Below are 25,089 nucleotides of genomic sequence, written 5' to 3'. Positions count from 1 at the left end.
TGAATGAACCAGACCAGCACGTTTAAACGGTTAATGTCTTACCCATTATCTCAACCAAAGCCAATGATTAAAGGACTCGCCTTGCTGTTTATTGCTGCGTTAGCCAGCGCCGGCGGCCCTTGGTTGATTCAATATTTCATTGATGAGCACATCGCTAAAGGTGACTATTCACAAAATGTTCTGATTTCGCTAGCAGTATGTTATATCGCTCTTCAGATCGTATCGGCAACATTCCAGTATTTTCAGTCATTGCAATTTAGCATTGTCGCGGCTAACACGATCAAAGCGATTCGTAAGCAAGTATTTTCTGGCGTGATTAAGCAGCCGTTATCTGCGTTTGATTACACTCCTGCTGGAAAATTGGTGTCGCGAATCACCAACGATACGGAATCTTTACAGCAATTTTATGAGCTTTTGATCGCGACCGTGGTGAAAAACGTGGTCATGATTGTCGTAATGCTTGGCGTTATGTTTTTCATGAGTTGGAAGCTCACACTCGTTGTGCTTGTATTGCTGCCGATCGTCATCGGCTTTATGTACTTGTTTAAGCAGCTAAGTACAGAAAGCTACCGAAAGATGCGTGACCTATTGACCGATATAAATGCGAATCTGAGTGAATCCATTCAAGGGATGAGTGTCATCCAATTAATGCAACAAGAAGAGCGTTTTAATAAACAGTTCAACGAGCTAACCGCAGAGCATCTGGTGGCATCTAAACGAGTGATTCGGCTAAACGGCTATCTGCTAAGACCATTAATGGACTTACTCGCTGGTCTTGCGTTGCTTTGCTTGGTTGCGATCTTTGGTTTTAATGGTATTGAGTTGATTGGTGTGGGGGTACTGTATGCATTTATCAGTTATCTTGCGCGAGTTACTGAACCACTAATTGAGATGACTCAGCAACTTGCTCTACTTCAGCAGGCGTTAGTATCAAGCGAACGTGTTTTTGAATTGATTGATGCGAAAGAACAAACTTACGGGGGCGATCATCAACCATTAAGGTCAGGTGCTATCGAACTTAAAGACCTCTCATTTAGCTACGATGGTAAACAGGACGTCCTAAAAGACATTTCGTTGAAGGCCAACCACCAAGACTTTATCGCGCTTGTCGGGCATACAGGAAGCGGTAAAAGCACATTAGCGTCACTGTTAATGGGCTTTTATCCAACGCAATATGGTGAACTGCTCATAGATGGTCGTCCACTTAAAACATTAGGGAAAGACGTACTTCGCAAAGATGTGGCAATGGTTCAACAAGATCCACATATTCTCCCTGCTTCAGTCAGAGAAAACATCTCTCTCAGTCGGGCGGTTGATGACAATCAAATATGGGATGCGTTAGACAAGGTAGGTTTGGCAGAACAAATTCATCGTTACCCTAACGGGCTAGACACGCAGTTAGGTCAAGGCGAAACTAATTTATCTGCAGGTCAGAAACAGCTTTTGGCGTTAGCACGTGTGCTTGTGGTAAAACCTAAGATATTGATATTAGATGAAGCAACCGCAAATATTGACTCAGGAACAGAGGCTTTAATCCAAAAGAGCTTGGCGGTCCTCAGACAAGACATGACGCTCGTTGTTATTGCTCATCGGCTTTCAACTATCTTAGATGCAGACCAAATCATTGTTCTTCATCATGGGGAGTTAGTCGAGAAAGGCACACACAAAGCACTCTTAACGCAAAATGGTCGTTATGCTCAAATGTATCAGTTACAGCAAGCAAACCGACACCTACAACAGATTGAAGAAGACACCAAGCAACTCGAAGAAGCGGTGTGATTTTATGCCCGTGCCTTCTTTTTATTTAGTCGGCATGGGCATAATTGGTGTAACTTCAAAATTTAACCTGTTAGCTTCCAATTTCTTCATAATGTGAACTAATTTTCTATTTCTTACCTATTATTGACATAACCCCTCGCTATATCGCGCAAGGTCGTTGTAAAATCGTACGGTACTTAAGTCTACTGCCTGTGGCATTGGACTGAATTCCGCTTTCTAATTATGCACATTAATCTCATGACACAAGTCCATGGACAAAGATAAGTTTACTAACATCTATCGCTTGCCTGGTTCGATTCAAATTCGTATCGGTAAATGGCAAAAGACGTTCCGCGGCACCTCTGATTTAGTTTTACATCAGGCGCTAATGGAACGTAATAAGCAATTTAAGAAGCCAGACTTTTTACCTAAAGGCTGGTGTGTCACTCCTATTGATGAAAACGACATTACCATTACGCATCACGGTAAATATATCCAAACCGTTATGCGCACAATGCTGGACAGAAAGGTCTCATACAAGCGACTGTTCCTATCTCGAATGGCTCTCGAAGAAGGTGAAAAAGTGCTCCACAATTACAAGCTGGAGTGGGTAAGAAAACATAACCAGATCGCCAAAAAGTACAATCAAATTAAAAAGAAACAATATATGAACTTTGCAAGAGAAGAAGAGGAAACCCTCTACCCTTCGATTCCAAAGGGTGAGTTTGACAAAACATTATGGAACAAACTTGTCATATCATCGTTTGGCCCGCAGAAAAAGTACAAAAACCCGCACTTTGTCCGTAAAGCCGATTTCTAAATAAACACCCCTAAAGTGAGGGGTGTTTATTTATACGTTAACTCACCAGTCGTAAGTTAAACTTGCAATAACATTTTGTCGGTCGCCATACCAACAAAAGCCATCACATGTCGCTATGTACTTTTTATCCGCGATGTTTTTAGCTGCGACTTGTAGCTTGTAATCGCCGATTCGATAACTGACCGTCGCATCCATTAAGAAATAACTTGGTACTTTTAGTCTCTCTTCGTTGTCTCCGTATGACTCACCTGTATAGCGCGCGCCCAAGCCAACAGCAAAGCCATCAAGAGGTCCATCAAAGAAACGATATTGTGCCCAAGCTGATGATACGGTATTCGCCACTTGGGAAGGTGTTTTGCCAACCCATGCCTTATTGATGTCTTCTTTTATCTCTGCATCAACGTACGCAATGTTCCCGATCAATGTTAAGGATGGTGTCACATTAGCTACAGCTTCAAACTCAACGCCGTTATTTTCTATTTTTCCTATTTGCGTTAATTCACTCAAGTAGATACGAGCCAAGTTTTCTTTTGTTGCTCGATACGTTGCAATATTGAAATAACCATCAAATGAATCCGGTTGGTATTTCATACCGATTTCAAATTGATCACCGCTTTCAGGCTTCGCTGGCTTACCATTGCTGTCTTCTTGAATAATTGGATCAAAGTACTGAGAGTAACTAAAGTATGGCGTGAAGCCAGAATCAGAAATATAAGCCGTTCCCACGCTAAACGTCCACTCTCCATGATCGACTTTCGTGCGAGCCCCCGTGGTAACATTATGTACTTCATTACTTGTATCGTCGTAACGTGCGCCCAATAACATCGCCCATTTATCGTTGATCAGCATATGATCTTGAAAGTAGACGCCGAGCTGCTGATTATCGATTTTCGTTCTTTGTTTATCGGTTTCGCTCAATGGTTGTAGCGTATTCGGATCGAGTAACATTATGTTATCCGAATAAGTAGGATTAAATACATTAAACCTAGGATCGGGCAAAGCTCCCATTGGTGTGTTTAATAATGCATTACCATTAGCAACGATAGGGTCATTGGCAAAATCTTTACCATCGATACTGATCATTTGAAAATCTATGCCCAACATCAAGTTATGCTCAACACTTCGCCAATTTACTTGGTGCATCAAACGATTATCGATATTAAAAGCATCAGATGACCCATCTTCTGTTGAAGCACCCCGAAGTATGGTTTTGCGTTCATTTGATGGGTCCAAAACCGGCCCCAACGCAGGCACGTCAGCCGAGTAAACGTACGAATACATTTGTCTTAGCTTAACATCCATTTCGCTGTAACGAGCTGCTTGAACAAATGAAGTGGTATCATTAAATGCATGAGAAAACTCATAGCCTAAAGACACCTGCTCACGCTCAAACGTCTCCCAGTTAGGATTGCCTATCGCTAAACTATCACTGATCTTTCCATTTTTGTTTGGCGTTAACGTTCCTTCAACTGGCAAAAATTGCAGATAAGGATCTGAGTCGTCTTTTTGATAGCTCGTTAGAAAGGTAATTTCAGACGTCTCATTAAATTTGTACGTTATCGATGGAGAGAGAAGAATGCGCTCTGCTTCTACCCCACTAATTCTCGTCCCATTTTTTCTCGCTAACCCTTGAAAGCGGAAAGCTAGCTGCTCACTCACCTCAGAGTTTACGTCAAGAGAAAGTTGTTTACGGTCTTCAGAACCGTACTCCAAAGATACAAGTCCTGACCCCCCATCAAATTGAGGTCGCTTACTGACAACATTGATAACCCCACCTGGAGGGTTTTGCCCATAAAGAACAGACGTTGCACCACGTAAAACTTCAACCCTCTCTAACGCAAACGGATCTATTTGCCAACTATAGAAGCCAGAAGAATATAAACGGGTACCATCTTGATACAACCCACTGTTCGCTTGTTTAAAACCACGAATAATAAACCAATCTTGCTTGTTATCTTCGCCGAAATAATTAGTTTGAATGCTTGGTGTGTACTGTAGTGCGTCAGAAATGCTAATAGAGGCACGATCATCCATTTGCTCTCGCGTAACAACAGACACCGCTCTTGGAGTCTCATTGATAGCAATATCAGTTTTCGTCGCTGCCCGACTCTTCGCTCCGAGATAACTAAAATCTGGACCAACTGCACTGTCTTGCTGCTGTCCAATCACAACTATATTTTCATCTTCCTGAGCCAAGACATTTGGCGTTGATACAGCTAATACAACCGCCATCGACGTTGGTGTCAGCATAAACTGCCGAGTCATATTCTCTCCTTTTTATCGGTAGCCAAACCAACCCTTCATGACTTCAGCGACCGCTGAAAGAAAAGCGAGTTACGGCATCGCCAGTTGTTTCCGTAAAAGACAAACCAGAGGTTTTGCATAAAGCACTCGCATAGGTTACGAATGCCACTACGAGTGCTTATTTGTATAAGTACTTTCTTGGTTGAGGCTTAACTCATCTCTATAAACGGCGTAAACCCCACATTAAATACAAACCGCCAATGAGAGACGCCATAAGTCCTGTTGGTATTTCTTGCGGGTAAAGGACCTGTCGTCCCAACCAATCAGCCAACAACATCACCCCTGCCCCCAGTATCGCGGCGCATAACATGTGTTGTGACGCTTTGTTAAAACCAAATAAGCGAGCTAAATGCGGAGCCAACAACCCAACAAAGCTAATCGGGCCAACAACCAATGTCGCACTGACCGTGAGACAAGCAACTAAAAGAAGCAGTATTGCGCGTGAACGATCAACTCGAATTCCAAGTGCTTTAGAGGAAGCGGCACCGACAGGAAGAATATCTAGCCATCTTACGCAGAGAAAACTCAACCCTATAAAGACAAGCGCAGATAAAGACAATGGGAGTAACGTTTCAACCGAGACATAGTAGGTAGACCCAGACAACCAAGCCAATGCTTGATAACTTCTTGGGTCACCAGTGGCTAGAATAAAGCTCTGTATTGCATTCATCAGTGCGGTTATCGCAATACCAGTCAACAAAATACGCTCCGGCTGAAAGCCTGACTTACGGTTTAGCAGCACAATGACTAATACCGTCGCTAATGCGCCTACGAGCCCGCCTAGAGAAAGAGTGAAAATTGACGAACCAAACCCAGTAAACATCGCGATGATCAATCCCATCGCTGTCCCTGAACTGATACCGATCACTTCAGGACTTGCCATTGGGTTTCCACTTAGGCGTTGAATCATGGTTCCAGCAATCGCTAACATTGCCCCCGCAATTGCTGCTGCAAATAATCTAGGTGCGCGCCATTCCAAAAAAATCCAATTTTGGCTAGCAAATAAGTTTGTCCACCCTTCATTTTGCACAGCAACCGTGGCAAAAAGAACAACAGAAATTAACGTGCCGATCAACGCCAATGAGATCGCTTTAGGGTTTAGCTTGTAAACATGTTGACGGTGTCGAGTTAACACTGTTTGAGTATGGCCCTGCGTCTTTTGTGATAAACGAGGTAACAGCCATAACAGTAACGGAGCGCCCAATGCAGCCGTTGCTGCTCCCGTTGGTATAAAACTCGCCATTAGCCCTGGCAGTTGCTGAATAACCAAATCGGTTAAAGTCAATAACATGGCACCAATAAGCATTGATACCCAAAGCTTATGCTGGACTTTATTGATACCTATCAATCGAGTAATTGCTGGCGCCGCTAACCCGATGAAACCGATGATTCCTACGGCAGAAACCACCCAAGAAGTGATTAACACCGCAAGCCCAAGACAGACAAAACGCAACTTAGCTAGCGAGACACCTAAACTCTTGGCACCTTGCTCGGAGAGTTCCAACAGACTTAACGGCTTTGCAATCACAAATGCAACGACCGTAGCAAGTGCGATTCGAGGGGCAAGATACGAGAAATCTCCCCATCCACTCTGAACAAGCGAACCGGCTCCCCATATCATTAACCCATTCAGCTTTTCGGTATTCATCATCAGAATAACCGTACTTAATGATGCAAAGTACAGGTTTATCACTAACCCAGAAACGACGACAACCGTTGGAGATAACGCTCGTCGCCATGACAACAGCATCACCAACCCCATCGATATCACACCGCCGATGAGAGCAACCAAATTAGGCGCGATATCCAACATCCAAGGTGCGAATAGCGTAGCTAACATCAAAGCAAAACTTGAACCGCTCGCCACACCAAGTGTCGTGGGTGAAGCGAGAGGGTTACGCAGCACTTGCTGCATCAATACCCCAGCAACCGCTAATCCAGCACCAGATATAATCGTGGTGAAGACTCGAGGCCACCAGCTAAAGTGAAGTAAAACAGAATCGATAGATTGAAAGTTAGGCTCCCATAAACTGATTAGAGCCAACGAAAATGAGCTTACTTGGTACAATTGGAAAGCACCAATAGAAAAGGTAAATGCCGAAAGTAACACCACAAAGCTTAAAGGCATCGTTTTCATTGTGTTAACTCCTCGACCTTACTCGCCGTAACTAACTCTGCGAAACGGAGGGCTGAAGGCATAGAACCAAAACTCCAAACGGGCGCGACTTGCATGACCTTTTCACCAGATTGTTGAACAACATATTGCCAAAATGGGTCTTGAGAGAGCTGCTCCGCTCCACCATAAGGTAATGGCTCTACGATAACGATTTGAGCTTTTATGCCAGCTAACTTGTCGATGCCAACTAGGCTGAAGCCCCAGCTATTCGTCTTTTCATTCCATGCATTACTCAGCCCAATCTTTTCGATAGCCTGGGAGTAAAGACTATTTTGACCAAAAACACGTACGTGCTTTGTATCCATAAACTGAATCATTAGAAGTGGCGGCTGGCCTTTATTTATACGCTGTTTTAATAAAGACAAACGTTTTTCATATTGTTGGATAAGCGCCTCTGCTTCCGCCTCTCTTCCCAGCTCTTCACCAAACCTCCGAGTGAAACTGGTAAGTACCGACCAATCCGTAATCCCGCTTTCATATAAGTCAATGGTGGTAACCGGGGCGATATCAACTAAGCGATGCTTCATTGAGGAGAAGTACGGGGCAATAAAAATACGATCAGGTCTGAGCTCGTAAATGCGCTCTATATTGGGTTGAGTCCTTAACCCTACATCCTTTGTTTGAGGCGGTAACGGTGGTGACTTTACCCAAGCATCGTAATCTTGCCCTTGAGCAACGCCTACAGGTACGACCCCTAAAGCCAACATCGTTTCAGTTTGTGTCCAATCAACCGACATCACCCGAGGTGATGCGTCAGCTAGTGCTTGAAAAGAACTGACCAAAAGCGCACTAAGTGAGAGAGCGAAAGAGAAATGTTTAAGTCGAGTGTTTGTACTGCTCATTATTCCAACCTTTAGCTTGGCATCGCCACCGGATAACCCGCAGGGTGGTCAGAGATCATCATCTCTATCCCATATATGTCCCTCAGCTTAGGTTCAGTAAACACCTGTTCAACATTGCCTTGTGCAATCAAATCACCTTGATGTAATGCAACGATGTAGTCGCAAAATCGTGCAGCCAAGTTGATGTCGTGCAATACGATAATAACGCCCAAACCCAGTTCTTGACTGAGTTTAGAGATAAGCTTCAACATATCTACTTGATGGCTGATATCTAGCGCAGACAAAGGCTCATCAAGAAGCAAATACTCGGTTTTTTGGGCTAACAGCATAGCTAGCCACACACGTTGACGCTCTCCTCCAGATAACGTGTCCACTAAGCGATCTGCGTATTTTAGTGTGCCTGTCATCGCCATTGCTTCTTCAACAATGTCGTGATCTTTCTGACTCAAACGTCCAAGTAAACCATGCCATGGATAACGACCAAAACCGACTAAATCTCGACCTAAAATACTGTCGGTCACTGGAAGATGCTGAGGCAAGTAGGCAATGTGTTGGGCGAACTTTTTCGCTGAGAGATCGTTAATGCTCGTGCCATGCAAAACCACATCCCCTGCAGTATATGGCTGTTGCTGTGCCAGCAACTTTAACAATGTGGATTTTCCTGAGCCATTATGCCCAACAAGAGCGTATGTTTTTCCGGGTTCAAATGTCACATCAAACGCTTTAAGCAATGACTTGCCTTCAATCTCAAACTGGAGTGCTTTAGCTTCCAACATCCCTACTTCACCTAATAGCCATTTACGAATAACAGTTATTCAAAGCTCTCATTCGTTGATCACGTTTGCCGTTCTTATTCAACAGAACGATTAATAAGGGAGGTTTTATATAACAACAAAGATACAAATGCAAACCGTTGTCATTATCATTACATCAACAAAATCATTGAGAGAATTGCTAAGTGTTAGTGATGATTTGCTCGGCTGAACTTCATTAGTAAATTATCGGCAGGTCAACGAGAGCAGCGGTCTCACACTGCTCTCGAATAAATTTGAACGAATACTGCAGCGTATGAAGAAATGAAAAATGCCGCAGTGAATACATTAATGACGAGCGTCAGCGCCAAACTCTACTTCTTTATAGATATCGGCCAGCGACTTTTTACCTTGTTTGTCTTTGGCTGAACGCTTTTTCTTAGTTTGATAATGGTATTCTTGCTCCTGAAGTGCTTGTTCGTGCTCTTTTGCTGACTCAACAAACTCAGGATTTGCAAGTGCTTGTTGGCGTAAGCGGTTTACTCTTTCAAGGGTTTCCCACAACATACTTCACCTCCAAACTTATTACTGTATATAAAAACAGTATTGTTTAAATATTCCTCCTCGTCAACATTTCAACTCCTTTACTGATCTTCACATCAGCCCCAAGCCTGTATAGTGCTCGGGATATTTGTGGATGATTTGCTTTATATAACCTTGATGCTCTCGCAGAGCATTAACACATTCTCGAGATAACCATCCCTGATATACCCATTTTTCAAGCTCTAACAATGCGTATGGGATGGACCACGCTTGTCTATACGGATGGTGCGTTGTCATAAAATCAAAGGCATTCGCGACAGCCGTAATTTGCGCGGCGATTGGTATATCGTCACTGGTTAAACCATACGGATAACCAGTACCATTTAAGTTTTCGTACTGATAAGTAACCATCTGCAAAAACAAAGTCATACTCGGGTGAACCGGATTTCCGATACGGGCAACTATGTCATCCGCTGAATCGATACAACGCTCAATATGTTGAATCAATATCGCCTCTTGTTCTTGAGAGTAATTTGTTCGGCGGCTAGCAATTTCAACTGGCAGCTGACTATCACCGAGCGCATGGAACTGAGCAAAAATACCAATATCTTCGACCATTTCGTCATTCAGGTGATAACGATCCGCTAACTGCGTTGCGATGATTTGACTGTAGTACTTCATGCGTTTGGTATGCGCGTAATACTCAGGTGAATAGCCTGGCATCATACATTGCATTCGGTTCGCTAGCGTTTCTATCGCATTGACTACTTGAGTTTCTGATTCAACCGCAAATCGAATCATTTCGAAATAAGGTTTAAGACCATTCAGCGCTTCTAAACTAAACGCATCACGTTGAGTGGAGTTCAAAAATACAAAACCAGTAAAAGCTTTATTGTCATAACAAGGAATAGCAGCCGACGACTGATATCCGTGTTTGAGTAAAATTTGAACCCGAGGACAGTGATTAATATCATGAAGGTCTTCGACGATACGAGGAACCGCGTTTTTAGAGGCAATATTGAGGTGGTGGAGTTTACGGAATGCTGATTCGTGATGGGCTAAACACCAAGTGTCAAACTCACTTTCTGCAAATGATTTGAGCACATCTTGGTCTGGGTGATATTTTGCAAATGACACCCTATCAATACATGGCAAGTGCGCCTGCATCCTGCCTTTTAGCGTTTGCAGTTGCTCGTTAAGCAGTTTTGCAAACGGGTAAAAACTCCGGTGCGCCATGCTTCACCTCCACACCAAAGCAGAGAAACAAGAAAAGCTCATTGTGTTGCAAATTCAATGGTATTTTGAGCGGTTTTCTCCACTTAAATTATCGATATACCACAACTTAAGTGTACGAAATAAAAGCACATTTCTACCAATTTTTTCACCGGATATCTTACGGTAATTTGATCCAGATTAAAAAAGCCAACGAGCGAAACTCGTTGGCCTAACAATACTGATTGATTACGATGGATTCAGTAACTAGAAGTTGTTCAAAGAACGTTCTAAACAACTAGCCTAGAGCAGGAAGCACACCCAGCGTAATTAACACCTGAGCGAATACGATGCCAGTGCCAGCGATGCCCGTTATCACTAACGCACCTTGACCACCTGCGACGCGGTACTCCCCAGTAAAATCATCCGATTTACGAACCTTGATCACCATAACCAAAGGCAAAAAGATGGCTAAAATCGCTAAGGCAATCGCTGCATAGCCCAAAGCCATAATAAAGCCTTGAGGATAGAAAAGTGCGAAGCCTAGCGGTGGAGTAAACGTCACTAGTGCCGCAATCAAACGATTAGGCTTATCGTTACTTCCTTTGATGGTATCACCCAAAAATTCGAATAGACCCAAACTCACGCCAAGGAACGATGTCAACAATGCCAAGTCAGCAAACACACCAACAATGCTACCCAAATTTGATTGGTGTACTGTCTGAGATAGTTGACCAATCAGTGCGCTCAACCCTCCGTTCTCAACAAGCGTACTTTGGCTAACCACACCCAACGTCACGATTTGCCAAAAGATATAAATAACGAGTGGAATCGTCGAACCAATAATAACGGCTTTGCGTAAAGAAGAAGTGTCACCGTCTAAGTAATTCACAATTGCAGGTATACTTCCGTGGAAACCAAACGAAGTAAAGATCACCGGAATCGCCGCTACAACAAGGCCTTGTTCGATTGGCATACTTAACAAGTAAGATTCCGTAACGTTTGGAGCAAGAAAAGAAAGCACCGCAACCATCGCAATAAGCTTCATCGCGAACAGAACTCGGTTTACTTTATCGACCGTACCGGTACCCACTGTCACAACTAAAGTCACAATCAAGGTAAAGATTATCGTTGATGTAGGCCCTGAAATATCGAGGTCAAACCATTGTGCAAGGCGGTCTCCGAACTGAGCACCACCGCCAGCGATATACGCTGCACACAACGAGTAGAAAAGGAACAACATCGCAAAACTTGCCACCCACTTGCCTTTTTGACCTAGGATCTGTTTCGCCAAAGTATGAAGTGTAGCACTACTCTCCGCATGTTGATGAAGCTCAAGCATAAGCAAGGCAGTGAAAGCCATCAGAGCCCATAAGCCTAGCATGATGATAATAGAAGTTGAAAAACCAATGCCGGCAGAGGCAAGTGGAAGCGCTAGCATACCAGCGCCTATTGTAGTGCCCGCAATAATTAGCGTACTACCGAATACTTTAGAACGACTCATTGTATATTAATCTTTACACTTTATCAGAAATTATCAGTATTAGATCGGGCAACGGCGGACCGAAACCAACACCATATTTGTATTGCCGTCGATATTGTAGGATCTTTAGCAGAAGATCAAGCAAAGTGTAAGGATAAAAAACCACACATGTAAACTATAATTTACACCTCGCTGATATTTAACAATAACTGTGTGCATTCTTCCCTGTTCATGAACTTGGGAACAGGGTAATTCCAGTGCGCCTCTTTCAGAATTAAATCAACAAGCGCATCAGCCTCTTCACGTTGAATGAGCGCACTGGTTTGCTCAATATCAATAGTTGAAAACAAGGACTCCAGATTCGCCAAAAAATGCTGAGCACTTGCGTTACCTAACTGCCCCTCGGCCGTCAACTCATCGAGCTTTCTTAGTTGAGGCTCAATCTCTGATAATGAAAAGCGCAGCACAGGCAACAAGGCTAATCCGTTTGCCATACCATGAGGTATTCCATATCTCGCACCGAATGTGTGAGCAAAGGCATGAACATAACCCAAACTCGCTTTGGTAAATGCTAAACCCGCGTAATAGGATGCCATAGCCATTTTATGCCGAGCTTCGACATCATCCCCTTGCATCACAGCCCTAGGAAGATATTTAAAAATGAGTTTAATAGCGGCAACCGAATAAGCCATCGTTTCTTGAGTAGCGTTTTTCGATACATAGGCCTCAATAGCGTGGGTTAATGCATCAACGCCAGTATCAGCCGTGATCTTAGGAGGTAAACCAATCATTAAATTCGCATCTACAGCTGCCATTAGTGGCACCAACTTTGGATCCATTAAAGGGGTTTTAATGTGTGAGGAGGGATCTGACACGACCGCAGCGATAGTAACTTCACTTCCGGTTCCAGCCGTTGTTGGAATAGCAAAAAGCGGCGCTGGCATTCGCCATACCTTCAATAGTCCAGCTAATTTTTTTATTGGCCGTTTATTGGTAACTTTCGCAGCGATGACTTTTGCACAATCCATTGCAGAGCCGCCACCCAAAGCTAATATGCCCTCACAATGAAAACGATGATAAGCCTCTAGACCGCTCTCAACCTGATCATAGGTAGGATCGGGCTTAACTTGCGAGAATACATCTAACTGTAAATCGAGTTGTGCTGCTGCCTCAAGCACCTTATCTACAATACCGACTTGGACTAACCCTTCGTCGGTAACTAACAAGACGCGTTTAAATCCCAGCTCGGTCATCGATTCTAATAGCTCATTCATCGAACCAGGGCCGGAAAACAAGGTTGGTCTCGGCATAGGAAGGATAAGGGCTGCTATTTTTAACCCTGCGGTGTAACTCCGATATAAACGATGCTTCAACATACGAAATCCTTTTCATTTAGAGCTATCATTCTAGCTACTTTTACTACCTATGCTTACTTTGCAATCACACATTTTCAATAAACTTATCTCACTAAAAGGGCTAGCATCGCTGGGAAACCGTACCATTTTATTATCTTTCCTCAACGACATGAGCTACAGAGAAAATGTTTTCAACGACGCTCTATTGTCATGTAGTTAACAAGCTGCTTTCCCTATTACTCTGTTAGTTACAGAGCAAGCCTCGAAGAAGTCCTCTTATTTTTTGCCTTCAAAAGCAACAATATGAATTCTGTTAATCACACATCAATACCGTGTGTCTCTGGTTAAGCCCGAACACGATTTACAAAAATAAAAATAAGAATGCGTTACATCATGATTTATTGTCGTTTTCAAATAAGTCAACAAGAGCAACAATAATCTTTCAAAACTTATACTTAGTTCAAATATCTGACTCTTAACCATGAGCTTCAGGTGATATTATTATGCAACTAGGATTATTATCCCGCCCATAATCAAAACTATGTCTAAACGCCCACCTTTTTGGGGTCTATTCGCTGTCGTACCCAATTTTTCCTATCACCTTCTGATTTGGGTTTAGCGTGGGCTAATTAGCAATGTCGGTATAAACCATGAATCATTCTTGCCATTCCCATACGGACATGGGCTTTGAAGTCGATCTGAAACAAGCACTTATCTGGGTTGCTCGAGCACTCGACTATGTCGGTGTTGATGATACGCACCATAGCCATCGTGTCGCTTACATCGCTTACCAATGTGCTCGGGTCATGAACTGGGAACCAGAAAAAGCGGAGTTTTGCTACTTCGCAGGGATGATCCACGATTGTGGGGTCTCCGAAACACAAGAACATAAAATGTTACTTGAGGAGTTGGTGCCACAAGATGTAAAAACACATTGCTTAAGAGGATACCGAAGCCTCAAGCAGTGTCGTTTGTTGCGTCAGTTTGCTACACCTGTTCTTTACCACCATACACATTGGAGTGAATTAAAATATCTTGATTTACCGCCTTTTGAAAAAGAGGTCGCTGCCCTACTCTATTTAGCCGATCGTCTCGATTTTATGCGTTCCAAATACGTCATGAACTGCCACTGTGACATTGTCACACTTCATGAAGAGCTAATTGCAGAATGCATCATGGCAAACGCTGGAACTTTGTTTAATCCAGACATGGCTAAGGCAATGGTTAAGCTCGTTATGACCGACGCATTTTGGTTCGCGATGGAGTCTGAAAATATAGAAACCATCGGATTAAACTTTAAAAGCATTGATTGGCTTCAAAAACAGCTCACCATCCAAGATATGAATAGTTTGGGAATGTTTATCGCTCGAATTGTTGACGCAAAAAGCCCATTTACTTATCAACATTCGCAAAAAGTGGCGGAGTTATCTCGGTATCTAGCCATCAAGCTTGGGTTTTGTGAGCACGACCAAGAGATGTTATTTATTGCTGGGTTGGTGCATGATATCGGAAAGTTAAAAACACCAGATGAGATTCTTCATAAAGAAGGCTCTCTTAATAAACAAGAGTATACGCGTATTAAACGCCATACAATTGATACTCAGCTCGCATTACACAAAGTGTTTCCCAACGCTAAAATAGCGGAGTGGGCCTCTAATCATCACGAGCGTTTGGACGGTTCTGGCTATCCTTATCATAAAACAGGAGACGAACTCGATGTACCATCGCGTATTGTCGCGGTTGCCGATGTTTTTCAAGCTCTGTCTCAGGACCGGCCCTACCGAGGACGAATGGCTCAAGCACAAATCGCCGCGATTATGGGTGAGCAAGTCGCTAAACAAGAACTTTGTTCTGACGTCTATGCAGTGCTAGAGCGAAACATGACCGAGTGTTACGAGCTATCAACTAATGTTTAATCGATAAAGGGCGTATCTACGCCCTTTGCTGATTTTATGCTGGTTGCAAACCAATCATTTTGCAATATCAAGTACATTGTCTCGCACACCATTGATTCTGAACCAACCTGCAATACTGAAACGCTCAGCATTGGTCGGTAAAACCTCATGCGGGAATTGCTCAGATAAGAATAAAAGTAAGCGTCCCGATTGAGGAGGGATGGTTGCTATCTTATTATCATTTAGATCGTAAACCACCAATTCACCTGCATCCTTTTCCGTCCAAGATTCGTTCATGTAAAAAACGGTTGTCAATCGACGGTTTTCATTGCCCTTAAAACAATCTAGATGCTTTTGGTAGAAATCCCCTTCCTCGTACTTGGCAAAGTGAGCTTCATACTCAAAAAGCCCCAGAAACAAGTGACGGTTCACTTCTTGGCGTATTTCTTCCATCTTATCTAAGTAAGAAGTAACCGCGTGCCCCATATTGGGCGATAACCATTGAATTTTGTCACTTCGAATTGACTCAATACGAGTCACATCGTCATTACGACCAATACGCGCTTTTTTCCAGTTACTTGGAATGCAGTCTCGTAATTGAGCCACTTCTTGTTCAGAAAGAAAATCATCCCAGATGTAGTAGCCATGGGTTGCTAACGCATCGATCATTTTATCCATTATTGTCGTTCACTCATATTAGTTGGGCGGTCTATATAAAAAATCTTCAACCTCACAACAAATGCGATTTTTTGTCGAAACGACAACAAAATAAAAAGAGAGTAAAAATAGGTGATGACGAATATAAAAATGCCGCTCATATGAGCGGCAATATCTTTTATTATTGACGAGCTTCTAATCTGGTTGGATGAACTCGCAACGGACTAAGACGTTTAATAGTCGGGCGTTGTTTGTTTTTTAACTGGATATGACAAAGTTCCAGAATTAAGCCGAATGCCATCGCAAAATACACATAACCTTTGTTGATATGAATTTCGAAGCCTTCTGCCATCAATAAACCACCTAACAAAACGAGGAATAACAAAGCAAGTGTCTTAAAACCAGGGTAACACGACACCAGGTTATTGATTTTTTCTGCTGTCATGACCATCACGATAGCAGAAGAAACAATCGCTGCGACCATAAGTGGGACATCACTTGTCAAACCAACGGCGGTTATCACCGAGTCCATCGAGAATACAGCATCCACGGCAACAATCTGCAACAGAACTACCGCTAAACCAGTACGGGCGTGAGTTGAGTGAGCAGACTCGTTGTGATTTAACCAACTCCACAACTCTTTCAGGCTTTTAGCCAAGAGGAATGCACCACCCGCAATCATGATGACGTCTCTTCCGGTAAACGCTTGGTTCGCCAAAGAAAATAGCGGTTGAGTCAATTGCATGATCCAAGAGATTGAAAACACTAAACCAATACGAGCAATAACAGCAAGACCAATACCAAGGTTTCTTGCCAGTTTACGTTGGTGCAGCGGCAGTCTTTCACATAAGACAGAGATAAAAACGACGTTATCAACGCCTAAGACAACTTCAAGCGCAAACAAAGTGGCGAAAATAGCCCAAGCTTCTGGTTGCATAAAAAGTTCTAGCATGAGCATGTCTCCAATAATAAGAAGACATATGGTGAAGGGTTTTGTCGACTAAAGGGGTCGTCCATTAATTATTTATACCTTTGTTACTGAGGGAGCATGAGTAAATCACCAAACAATCAACAAAACAATATCTATTTTAATTAACAAGGAACAAGTTTAATTCGTGTACAAATCAATCAACTCCTCCAAATTGATTAAAATTACATAGAAGCTTTAGAATTGAATAAATGAAAGCATTAAAGTCCAACAAAAATAAGATAAATTTCTAGACTTATAAGCACCATCAATCCTTATGCAACCCATTAAATGCATTGAGCTCAAAGAGAAACAGGCGTATTTCCGAGATAAACAATAGTAAAAATTTGTTTCATGCTGATATACTGCCAAAAATCATAAGAAACCATGCTATTTATGGACTACATTGCTCTTTCGCGTATAAGCCTTAAACATCTAACTGTTTTACATATGTTGTTAACCACTCACAGCGTCACACTTGCGGCAGAACGCTTGTGTGTAACACCATCGAGCGTCAGTAAAACGCTCGGACAGTTGCGCGAAACGCTAAAGGATGACCTTTTTTACCGTGATGGCACTCGCTTAGTGCCGACAGCATTTGCGCTGCATATAGGCCCGTCAATCCATGGCATACTCTCCAGTATGAATGGGTTATTACATCAAGGCTCTTTTAATCCGGCTTACTATCAAGGTAGTTTTTCATTAGCAATGCGTGAAAGTTCGTTTGAGCTCTTTGCGCCAGTTCTACAGCACTTGTCCCAACAACTGAGCAATCACGCGCACTTGAATGTCCATGCGAAAGAAGAAATGAGCTTCGATGCATTAGCAAGAGGTCAAGTAGATTTTTTGTTGCTTCCTCACGATCTCAGCCAACCACCCACACAAAATAAAGACTTGGTCTGGAAAACCATTTTGAAAGACGAAATGGTTTGCTTAATGAGAGCATCGAACCCACTCGCTGAGCAACCCTTATCTGTTGAAAGTTACCTTTGTGCAAGACACATCGGTATTCATGATAAAGATCTGTCACAACCTTATTTTGAGCAAAATCTCACCCAAAGGCATTCAAAACGAAACTTGGCCATGCGTGTAGCCGACTTTGGTTCAGCTGCGGTGATGTGTCAGCACTCGGATTACTTGTTCACATGCTCCAAGCTTTGGGCAAGAGCGGCAATGCAAGCAAAAGGTTTGGTTGAGCAAGCTCTTCCATTCGATTACGGGCAAGTAGCCTACAGCCTCGTTTGGAACAAAGCGAGCTTAAACGATCCCGCTTTAAAATGGTTACAGCAACAATTACTCGACGCTTGCGCCATGTTAGATGCCTGTGATGCGTAAGCATAGATAAACAACGGTACTACGTGAGTACTGTCGGCACTGTGATAGGGTTACTCACGTAGCATCGAAGCTCTGATTTTAAGCGTTCGATATCATGATGAGAGCACATATCCCAAGTTAACGCCTCCCCCACTACTCCATGATGCTGAAAGGCATTTAAACGGATAAGCACCGATTCAGGAAGAGTACTCAAGTAACGTCCAATTGCTACGATTTCTATATCTAAATCACTTTTTTGGGGAATATGCAGTAAGCGGACCTCGTACAATTTTTCGTGTTCAACTAGGTATTGAAGGGTTTTAAATACACGATGATTATCACGCCCAGTTAGCCACTGATGCGTCTCCGTCTGCCACGCTTTCAAATCGATCATTGCGCCATCCAGAAAAGGTAGAATACGCTGCCAACCAGCAACCGCTAAAGAGCCGTTACTGTCGATGAAACAAGAGAGGTGCCGTAATTCAGGATCTTGTTTTATCCCTTTAAACAGCTCAATAATGAAAGGAAGTTGTAAGGTAGATTCCCCACCGGATACTGTAACACCACTGATGAAAAAGCGATGTTTGCGTATCAAATCGAGCATTGTTACTACAGAGTAGTCAGTAATTTTTGGATTAGATTGGTTCTGACATATCTCTATACAATGATCGCAGTGGGTGCACTCCTCTTTAAGCCAAACAACGTTGTTGTTTTCGTCGAACTTCAATGCGCCTGCTGAACATTCACTCACACACTCACCACAATGATTACAATGGTTTATCGTGTGAGGATTGTGGCAGTTCAAACACTGATAGTTACAACCCTGTAGAAAGATGACTAGACGATTTCCTGGCCCATCAACACAAGAGAAAGGAAGGATACGAGTGACTTTTGCCAAAAGGCTTCCACTTCGTCTAGACATCTTGTTCTTTCCTAAACCGAACTTATGCCTGCGTGTAAGTCGGTGTTACTTCATGACTCACCACACGTGGTGAGCGTTCTAAAATTTTGGTATTTTTTGCTGCTTCTGCACCTAGAAACGTCGTGTTGGTTCTCGAACCTTCTTCATCATATTTCGCGACGTCTGAAAGTTTGATCATGTAGCCTGTCACGCGAATTAAGTCATTTGAAGTGACATTCGCGGTAAACTCACGATAACCAGCATTTAGTGCCCCTTTACATAAATTGAACATCGCTTCTGGGTTAGATTTCACCGTTTCATCAATCGTCAAAATATCGCTGATACCCGCACGATAATGCTGATGATGCTTCGCCGTTGCTTGTACATAAGTGACAGGGTCTAGCTCTGCACCATAAGGCAGACGTACACCTGGCGTAACATCATGATCTAAGCTAATGCCGCCTTGTGCATGTAAGAGCGCTTTGCCATCTAAACCATATTTCACCGGGGTTGAGTCCACCAGTTTAGCCAGTGTTGCTGAAACATCATGAGCAAAAGTATTTGCTCGATCATTTTTTCCGTATCGCCCTATTTGCCCTTCTTTTTCAAATAGAAGGTTTACCGCTTCGGCCATGCCGTAAACGCCATACATTGGCGCGAAATAGGACTCTTTTATCAACCCTTCTTGCGTCAAAAAGCCTTGAAAGAAGTTCGATTTTTCATGCAAGTGCGTGCTTCTTGCGTTTATGAGCTCGACCATTAATCGATGGTAAGAAGGCAACGCATTTAAGAAGTCGTTACAGTCTGATGCTCGTTTTGCAACTTCTTTTAAATTCATTCGCACCAATGTGTTCGAGCCACCTGCTAATGGAAGCGAGTTGTAGCAACTTACAATACCAAAGCGTGAGCCGTTGTAGGCTTTCGCGTGCATTGGGTAATTGGCGATATGCGGTTTACTGCATTCACAAATGTTCTGTGTCGCTTGACGAAGTAAATCATCAGGTGTAACTGTCTCGTCGTACATAAAGGTGAGATTCGGTGCGATCTGCTTGAGCTCCGCATCTACTTTTAAAACAGTGCGACAAATAATGTTGTCTGTCGGTCCGACATTCACATGCATAAACGCATCTGGCAATGTGCGATCCAGCATGATCCAAAAATGTTTTAACTTTTTGTAAATCTGGCTCTCTGTTAGGTCGCCTATGTAAGGCAACAAGACATCATCTAACTGGCCTAAGTAAACCGGAATGTTCGTTACCGAAGGAACATGATGGTAAATGATGGTCAGCATGTTCAACGCATCATCGAAATCATCAGCCGGAGACAACTCTAAATAGTCTGAGCCTTGCGATAGAAATTTAGCGTAATCAGGCAACACATAGCGAGGTTTAAACGGTGCATGACCTTCAAACATATCGCAGATGATGCCTTCATCCATTGCTTGTCTCAGTGATGGAGATACGGTCATGTAAGGAATGCACGCTTCCGCTTCTAAAGCTAAAAAACTCGACTTCTGTTTTGGAGAAAGACGGACGTCGGTCGCGATATCTAGAAAACGTTGTTGTAGTTTAGAAAGGCTTGTCATCTAAGATATTCCTACAAAGTAACCACAAGCCCACAAGACAAAATACGAGCTCTACCCCTAAAGAGTAACGTGATTTTACTCCTGCTTGGCTGTTGCCACTAATGAAAATAAACAAAACGTCTATTTCCATTCTGGAAATAAGACAAAGCTAAATTAGCGCATTCCAACTTACTATATGGGAAAACCTAACTGCGTACCGAAGTCTGTCTTATTTATCGGTTTGCCGTCGACAACATCACGCCAGCACCAATAAATACTCCACCAGTCAAACGATTGAACAACTTCGCTCTTCCAGCGACAAACAACCAATCAGAGGCTTTTACCCCTAACAATGCATAAAATGTTAGCCAGCTAAGCTCAAAAACCACAAATGTAGACGCGAAAATCGCGTATTGAGCCAGTAGCGGTGCGGAAGGTTCAATGAATTGAGGAAACAAAGCGGTGAAAAAGACTATCGCTTTGGGGTTACTAGCGCCAACAATGAAACCACTAGTGAACGCGCTGAACGCTGTCGCGGAACTTTGAGTCGTTGCCGTTTTATTAAAATCTGTCTGAGATGAGCGCAACGCTTGAATACCTAACCAGATTAAATAAGCGGCACCACACCATTTGATAATATTAAAAACTAACTCAGATGAAGCAATGACAACTCCCAGCCCGGTAAATGAGAGCGTAAGGATGATCGTAATCGCAGACAAACTGCCAAGTGCAGTCATGAAAGCAATACGAAACCCACTACTCACTCCTTTACTTAAACACAACAGTGAGCTTGGTCCTGGTGAAGCTGTGAGCACGAGAATGGCAAGAGTGTAAAAAATCCATGTATCTATTTGCATTGGCATCCCTTCCAGCAAAATGAGGTTTATAGCCCATTGTGTATAGAACTATTTTATCGCCCGGTTTCTATCCATGAAGCCGAGGTCTTAATAACCATCTTGCATCTAAATAACTTAGAAAAAATTAATAGATAGTTATGCAAATAAAATACGATCTACATGCAAGGATGTAAAGCCTGTTGTATAAGCTTATCTATTTCTCTTAATCATAAAAAGGCTTAGGATCGATCTCTAACGATGAAGGCGCTATCGCTCTTTCAATTTTGTACGCACTCGTTTTTAAGTCCACCATCGTGACATCAATGTATCGTTTATACTTGCGGGAGTAGAAACATTTCACTTCTGGCTTTAATGCTTGAGATTCATTTGAAGACCAAACAATACCAACACGCCCATCGTTCAACTCAACAATGGAGCCTACGGGGTACATCCCAATGCAATTAATGAATTTGTAAACTAAGTCGGCGTCTAAATGAAATGGCGTTAGACTCAACAAGATTTTAAACGCTTCCGCAGAACTCATGCCTTTTTTGTAACAGCGATCAGCCGTTAGCGCATCGTAGATATCTACAATACAGCTCATACGGCCGTGAATTGGAATCTCATCCCCCTTCAAGCCTCTAGGATAACCATTGCCATCTAACTTCTCGTGGTGCATCAAACAAACATCACGGCTTACGTCACTAAGTCCTTTTACGTGAAGGATTATCTCACCTGCGAACACTTGATGTAGCTTCATATGTTCAAATTCTTCAGGCGTTAGCTTCGCTGGCTTGTGCAAGATCTTATCATCGACTTTAATTTTACCTACATCATGAATAATGCCACCTACAGCAAGCTGTTTTAGCGTTGGCTTATCCAAGCCCAAGTACTTACCGAATGACACTAAAAGACAAGCGACATTGACGGAGTGTTCCAATAAGTAAGAGTCTTTTTTTCGGAGTGCAGAGACACACTGCAACGCATCTGAGTCAATCAAAACACTTTCAATGACATCGTCAGCCCAAGCTTCTACTTCATCAACTTCAATGATTTTTCCTTCAAAAGTTTGATTCAATAGTTTCTGCGCCAAATCTTTTGCTTCGGCGATCAGCTTTTTGGCTCGCTTGTGTTGGATGTCTCTCGAACGATAAGTTCGTTGACCCCTCTTAAAATCTGAGTGTTTCTGCTCTCTCGTCTCTTTAGTGGCATCAGTTGATTCATCTACAGGCTTGAAGACACACTGCTGCGAAGATAATGTTTGATCTACCCAAACATACTTTACGCCACTTGTAGCAAGCTTCTTAATGCCTTCAGGGCTAGATATCCGCCCTGCATTGGCTAAATTGACGCGCTTGTTGTGCTCTATCGCGGTAACAAACATACCAACGCCGATATCAGCGAGCGCAATTTTGATTGAATTTTTCGGATCGTACTGCATATAAAGAAGGCTTACTCGATATTAACGTCCGCATTATAAGAGATTTGATTACTTGGCGTGATAATAAATTTGAATTGATTACAATTAATGAGCATCCTGTCAATTAATAATCGGTCGCGCTCATTAAGTCCTTTTTGTTATTATGGTTTTATCCAAGATAACATATATACAAATGACGTTAGAAAACAACACATTGATACCGACACAACTGAAAATAACTTTAGGATAATTATTCATAAATATTTATAGATTGCGGACGGCATCAATAACTGTATTTTATAAATGATTTTTACTGTTGACTATTTTTTATAAATGTCGATGATTAGCCGCCTAATCTTAGTATGTTATTAACCTAGTAGCGCATAAAATGATAGCCAAACAATTTGAACTGACACTTTTGTGATTGTAATGTACGCCAGCAGATCAACTCTATGTTATCAACCCCAACACTCATCTCTGATGCTAAAAGGCTCGAGGAGGAAATATCTTGACCACCATATTTGACCAACAAGTCTCAGATAGTGACCGAGAGTTCCTAAAAATCGTCGAAGAACGATTCATTCATATCTTCGATGTATTTAACGAAGGCCTCTTTTACATGGATGAGTTTGGCACCATGGTATTTTATAACAAGGGCTTTTATGAGCAGCTTGGTATCAACGCTGGTCGAATCAGCTTAGAGCAATGGTTAGACCTTGTTCACCCTCTCGATCGAGAAAGACTCTCCACTCGGGTCGATGCTCACATCATTACCAACAACACGAGGGTCACAACGACCTACCGCGTGCGTAAACCCAATGGACAGTACGTCTGGATTGAAGGCGTAGCCATGACCAAAGAAACAGAACATGGTCATTATATGGTTGGTAGCCACCGTGATATTTCTGAACGCAAGCTGATGGAAAGCTACATTCATCAAGTCGCATTTCATGACAATGCGTCAGGTATGGCTAATCGCGCCCATCTCTTGCTGGATATTGAAGATAGTGTGCGAGCCACCGATTCTTGTGCATCTATCTGTTACATTCAGATAGAAGAGATTAAATCTTACTTAAATCAATATGGCAGCGAGTTGGTCGATGGGTTAGTGGAAAAATTGCTACAAACTCTCAGTCACCTACCTTCTCCAAATAGTTCTGTATATCGCGTACATGATGATGACTTTGCGATTTTGATTCACGATGAATGCTCGGTAGAAACGCTGCAAAGTTATGCCGAAAGTTTAAAGGAAACCTACCACGAGGCAGTGATTGAAGAGGGCCAATACTTAGGAAGTAACATTAGTATTGGTTTGTATCCTTGCATAGATCCAAGTCACTCAGCAGAGGAAATATTACGTAAAGCAGCACGAACTTGTCAGTACGCAAGCGAGCAGAATAAAGACCGTGTTGCGGTTTACAGTGAGAAAACTCAGCATGCCGTAGACCGTTATTTCTTTATTGAACAAGGTCTAAAAAGTGCACTAGAAAAACAGACATTAAGCGTTAAGTTTCAGCCAATTATTGACGCCAAAAGCTCAAAAGTGGTGAGCTTCGAATCTCTGGTTCGCTGGCGTAGCAAAGAGTTTGGCGAAATTTACCCAGACGAATTCATCCCCGTCGCAGAGAACAAAGGTTTGATTGTCGAGCTCGGATATCAAGTCTTTGCCAAAGCGTGTGAATTTATCAAAAACTACCGTGAGCGTTACCAAAACCAAGTTCGCGTCAACGTGAATGTTTCTGTACTTCAGTTAATGAACAGTGAATTCCCTGCGCGAATTAAAGCCATGGCGGATGAGGTTGGTGTCGATCCTGAGTCTATTGTGTTGGAACTAACAGAAACGTTTATTTTGGATAATAATCAGACAGCCATTGCCCCTCTGAATACCCTCAGGGAACTAGGATTTGCACTCTCTCTGGATGACTTTGGATCTGGTTACAGTTCATTAAATAGCTTCTTCGACCTCCCGATGACACAAATCAAAATAGATAGGTCGATGGCGTGGAAAACACTAACCAACCGCTCTTCACAAGAATATCTGAAGTTTCTTATCACTATGTGCCAGGAAAATAATATTGAAGTAGTGATTGAGGGAATTGAAGACGCCAAAATGTGTGAATTTTTTACCGAAATGGGCGTCGATTATCTGCAAGGTTATTGGTTCTCTAAGCCACTTTCTGTTGCCAGTGCAAGCCGCTATTCGTTGAGTTAAGCATACTAGAGCAATATTCCGCACGGCCACGTTAAACATGCTGAACTATTCACTATAGATTTCAGACACTAACTGGCC

At 42.6% G+C, this 25,089-nt stretch carries 19 protein-coding genes; 5 read left to right on the top strand and 14 right to left on the bottom strand.

Features of this window, described 5'->3' with window-relative positions:
• Nucleotides 1–3 precede the first annotated feature (3 nt).
• Nucleotides 4–1,779 (top strand): ABC transporter transmembrane domain-containing protein, encoded by a 1,776-nt coding sequence (locus R7190_RS06450; RefSeq protein WP_186584292.1) that lies wholly within the window; start codon nt 4–6, stop codon nt 1,777–1,779.
• A gap of 250 nt (nt 1,780–2,029) precedes the next feature.
• Nucleotides 2,030–2,578: a hypothetical protein gene (locus R7190_RS06445; protein WP_064353890.1), complete on the top strand. Its 549-nt coding sequence runs from the start codon at nt 2,030–2,032 to the stop codon at nt 2,576–2,578.
• 42 nt (nt 2,579–2,620) lie between these two features.
• Here R7190_RS06445 and R7190_RS06440 read toward each other — a convergent pair whose 3' ends face one another.
• The 8 genes from R7190_RS06440 to R7190_RS06405 form a co-directional block, all read right to left on the bottom strand.
• Complete coding sequence (locus R7190_RS06440; protein ID WP_213986339.1) at nt 2,621–4,843, bottom strand: TonB-dependent siderophore receptor; 2,223 nt, start codon at nt 4,841–4,843, stop codon at nt 2,621–2,623.
• Nucleotides 4,844–5,042: 199 nt separating this feature from the next.
• Nucleotides 5,043–7,019 (bottom strand): Fe(3+)-hydroxamate ABC transporter permease FhuB, encoded by a 1,977-nt coding sequence (gene fhuB, locus R7190_RS06435; protein ID WP_064353888.1) that lies wholly within the window; start codon nt 7,017–7,019, stop codon nt 5,043–5,045.
• Nucleotides 7,016–7,900, bottom strand: a complete 885-nt coding sequence (locus tag R7190_RS06430; RefSeq protein ID WP_005377718.1) for an iron-siderophore ABC transporter substrate-binding protein — start codon at nt 7,898–7,900, stop codon at nt 7,016–7,018. The genes fhuB and R7190_RS06430 overlap by 4 nt, the downstream gene beginning before the upstream one ends.
• Nucleotides 7,901–7,911: 11 nt before the next feature.
• Entirely contained in the window at nt 7,912–8,676 is a 765-nt protein-coding gene (locus R7190_RS06425; RefSeq protein WP_064353887.1) for an ABC transporter ATP-binding protein, read from the bottom strand.
• A 324-nt stretch (nt 8,677–9,000) separates the two neighbouring features.
• Nucleotides 9,001–9,219 carry a hypothetical protein gene (locus tag R7190_RS06420; protein ID WP_005377723.1) on the bottom strand — a complete coding sequence of 73 codons (219 nt, stop codon included), beginning with the start codon at nt 9,217–9,219 and terminating at the stop codon, nt 9,001–9,003.
• Nucleotides 9,220–9,306: 87 nt separating this feature from the next.
• On the bottom strand, nt 9,307–10,431 hold the full coding sequence (locus R7190_RS06415) for an HD-GYP domain-containing protein (RefSeq protein WP_132936641.1): 1,125 nt from the start codon (nt 10,429–10,431) through the stop codon (nt 9,307–9,309).
• A gap of 274 nt (nt 10,432–10,705) precedes the next feature.
• Complete coding sequence (locus tag R7190_RS06410; protein ID WP_033905238.1) at nt 10,706–11,911, bottom strand: aromatic amino acid transport family protein; 1,206 nt, start codon at nt 11,909–11,911, stop codon at nt 10,706–10,708.
• A 161-nt stretch (nt 11,912–12,072) separates the two neighbouring features.
• Nucleotides 12,073–13,266 carry an iron-containing alcohol dehydrogenase gene (locus R7190_RS06405; protein ID WP_132936640.1) on the bottom strand — a complete coding sequence of 398 codons (1,194 nt, stop codon included), beginning with the start codon at nt 13,264–13,266 and terminating at the stop codon, nt 12,073–12,075.
• Nucleotides 13,267–13,895: 629 nt separating this feature from the next.
• On the opposite strand from R7190_RS06405, the gene R7190_RS06400 reads away from it, so the two are divergent.
• The gene (locus R7190_RS06400; protein WP_025766702.1) at nt 13,896–15,161 is read left to right on the top strand and encodes an HD domain-containing phosphohydrolase; all 1,266 of its coding nucleotides are present in this window, start codon (nt 13,896–13,898) and stop codon (nt 15,159–15,161) included.
• Nucleotides 15,162–15,215: 54 nt separating this feature from the next.
• Here R7190_RS06400 and R7190_RS06395 read toward each other — a convergent pair whose 3' ends face one another.
• Both R7190_RS06395 and R7190_RS06390 read right to left on the bottom strand, forming a co-directional pair.
• Nucleotides 15,216–15,818, bottom strand: coding sequence for a 2OG-Fe(II) oxygenase (locus R7190_RS06395; RefSeq protein WP_005377733.1), 603 nt, complete (start codon nt 15,816–15,818; stop codon nt 15,216–15,218).
• A 160-nt stretch (nt 15,819–15,978) separates the two neighbouring features.
• Complete coding sequence (locus R7190_RS06390; RefSeq protein WP_005377734.1) at nt 15,979–16,749, bottom strand: TerC family protein; 771 nt, start codon at nt 16,747–16,749, stop codon at nt 15,979–15,981.
• Between the two features lie 411 nt (nt 16,750–17,160).
• Here R7190_RS06390 and R7190_RS06385 point away from each other — a divergent pair, with 411 nt between their 5' ends.
• A complete protein-coding gene (locus R7190_RS06385) occupies nt 17,161–18,099 on the top strand; it encodes a LysR family transcriptional regulator (RefSeq protein ID WP_005377737.1) in 939 nt (312 codons plus the stop codon).
• A gap of 19 nt (nt 18,100–18,118) precedes the next feature.
• Here R7190_RS06385 and R7190_RS06380 read toward each other — a convergent pair whose 3' ends face one another.
• The 4 genes from R7190_RS06380 to R7190_RS06365 form a co-directional block, all read right to left on the bottom strand.
• Nucleotides 18,119–19,000: a YjjW family glycine radical enzyme activase gene (locus tag R7190_RS06380; protein ID WP_021033867.1), complete on the bottom strand. Its 882-nt coding sequence runs from the start codon at nt 18,998–19,000 to the stop codon at nt 18,119–18,121.
• Between the two features lie 22 nt (nt 19,001–19,022).
• Nucleotides 19,023–20,564 (bottom strand): YjjI family glycine radical enzyme, encoded by a 1,542-nt coding sequence (locus R7190_RS06375; protein ID WP_005377740.1) that lies wholly within the window; start codon nt 20,562–20,564, stop codon nt 19,023–19,025.
• A 212-nt stretch (nt 20,565–20,776) separates the two neighbouring features.
• On the bottom strand, nt 20,777–21,400 hold the full coding sequence (locus R7190_RS06370; protein ID WP_005377741.1) for a LysE family translocator: 624 nt from the start codon (nt 21,398–21,400) through the stop codon (nt 20,777–20,779).
• A gap of 202 nt (nt 21,401–21,602) precedes the next feature.
• Complete coding sequence (locus tag R7190_RS06365; RefSeq protein WP_005377742.1) at nt 21,603–22,820, bottom strand: HD-GYP domain-containing protein; 1,218 nt, start codon at nt 22,818–22,820, stop codon at nt 21,603–21,605.
• Between the two features lie 487 nt (nt 22,821–23,307).
• Here R7190_RS06365 and R7190_RS06360 point away from each other — a divergent pair, with 487 nt between their 5' ends.
• On the top strand, nt 23,308–25,011 hold the full coding sequence (locus R7190_RS06360; protein ID WP_005377743.1) for a putative bifunctional diguanylate cyclase/phosphodiesterase: 1,704 nt from the start codon (nt 23,308–23,310) through the stop codon (nt 25,009–25,011).
• The last annotated feature ends 78 nt before the right edge of the window (nt 25,012–25,089 follow it).

The sequence above is a fragment of the Vibrio sp. 1078-1 genome (assembly GCF_033340475.1).
This window is presented reverse-complemented; position numbering and strand designations above follow the sequence as displayed.

Bases quoted from the DNA above. Each gene is read 5' to 3' on its own strand.
- R7190_RS06450 (WP_186584292.1), top strand. From the start codon at position 4: ATGAACCAGACCAGCACGTTTAAACGGTTAATGTCTTACCCATTATCT.
- R7190_RS06445 (WP_064353890.1), top strand. From the start codon at position 2,030: ATGGACAAAGATAAGTTTACTAACATCTATCGCTTGCCTGGTTCGATT.
- R7190_RS06440 (WP_213986339.1), bottom strand. From the start codon at position 4,843: ATGACTCGGCAGTTTATGCTGACACCAACGTCGATGGCGGTTGTATTA.
- fhuB (WP_064353888.1), bottom strand. From the start codon at position 7,019: ATGAAAACGATGCCTTTAAGCTTTGTGGTGTTACTTTCGGCATTTACC.
- R7190_RS06430 (WP_005377718.1), bottom strand. From the start codon at position 7,900: ATGAGCAGTACAAACACTCGACTTAAACATTTCTCTTTCGCTCTCTCA.
- R7190_RS06425 (WP_064353887.1), bottom strand. From the start codon at position 8,676: ATGTTGGAAGCTAAAGCACTCCAGTTTGAGATTGAAGGCAAGTCATTG.
- R7190_RS06420 (WP_005377723.1), bottom strand. From the start codon at position 9,219: ATGTTGTGGGAAACCCTTGAAAGAGTAAACCGCTTACGCCAACAAGCA.
- R7190_RS06415 (WP_132936641.1), bottom strand. From the start codon at position 10,431: ATGGCGCACCGGAGTTTTTACCCGTTTGCAAAACTGCTTAACGAGCAA.
- R7190_RS06410 (WP_033905238.1), bottom strand. From the start codon at position 11,911: ATGAGTCGTTCTAAAGTATTCGGTAGTACGCTAATTATTGCGGGCACT.
- R7190_RS06405 (WP_132936640.1), bottom strand. From the start codon at position 13,266: ATGTTGAAGCATCGTTTATATCGGAGTTACACCGCAGGGTTAAAAATA.
- R7190_RS06400 (WP_025766702.1), top strand. From the start codon at position 13,896: ATGAATCATTCTTGCCATTCCCATACGGACATGGGCTTTGAAGTCGAT.
- R7190_RS06395 (WP_005377733.1), bottom strand. From the start codon at position 15,818: ATGGATAAAATGATCGATGCGTTAGCAACCCATGGCTACTACATCTGG.
- R7190_RS06390 (WP_005377734.1), bottom strand. From the start codon at position 16,749: ATGCTAGAACTTTTTATGCAACCAGAAGCTTGGGCTATTTTCGCCACT.
- R7190_RS06385 (WP_005377737.1), top strand. From the start codon at position 17,161: ATGGACTACATTGCTCTTTCGCGTATAAGCCTTAAACATCTAACTGTT.
- R7190_RS06380 (WP_021033867.1), bottom strand. From the start codon at position 19,000: ATGTCTAGACGAAGTGGAAGCCTTTTGGCAAAAGTCACTCGTATCCTT.
- R7190_RS06375 (WP_005377740.1), bottom strand. From the start codon at position 20,564: ATGACAAGCCTTTCTAAACTACAACAACGTTTTCTAGATATCGCGACC.
- R7190_RS06370 (WP_005377741.1), bottom strand. From the start codon at position 21,400: ATGCAAATAGATACATGGATTTTTTACACTCTTGCCATTCTCGTGCTC.
- R7190_RS06365 (WP_005377742.1), bottom strand. From the start codon at position 22,820: ATGCAGTACGATCCGAAAAATTCAATCAAAATTGCGCTCGCTGATATC.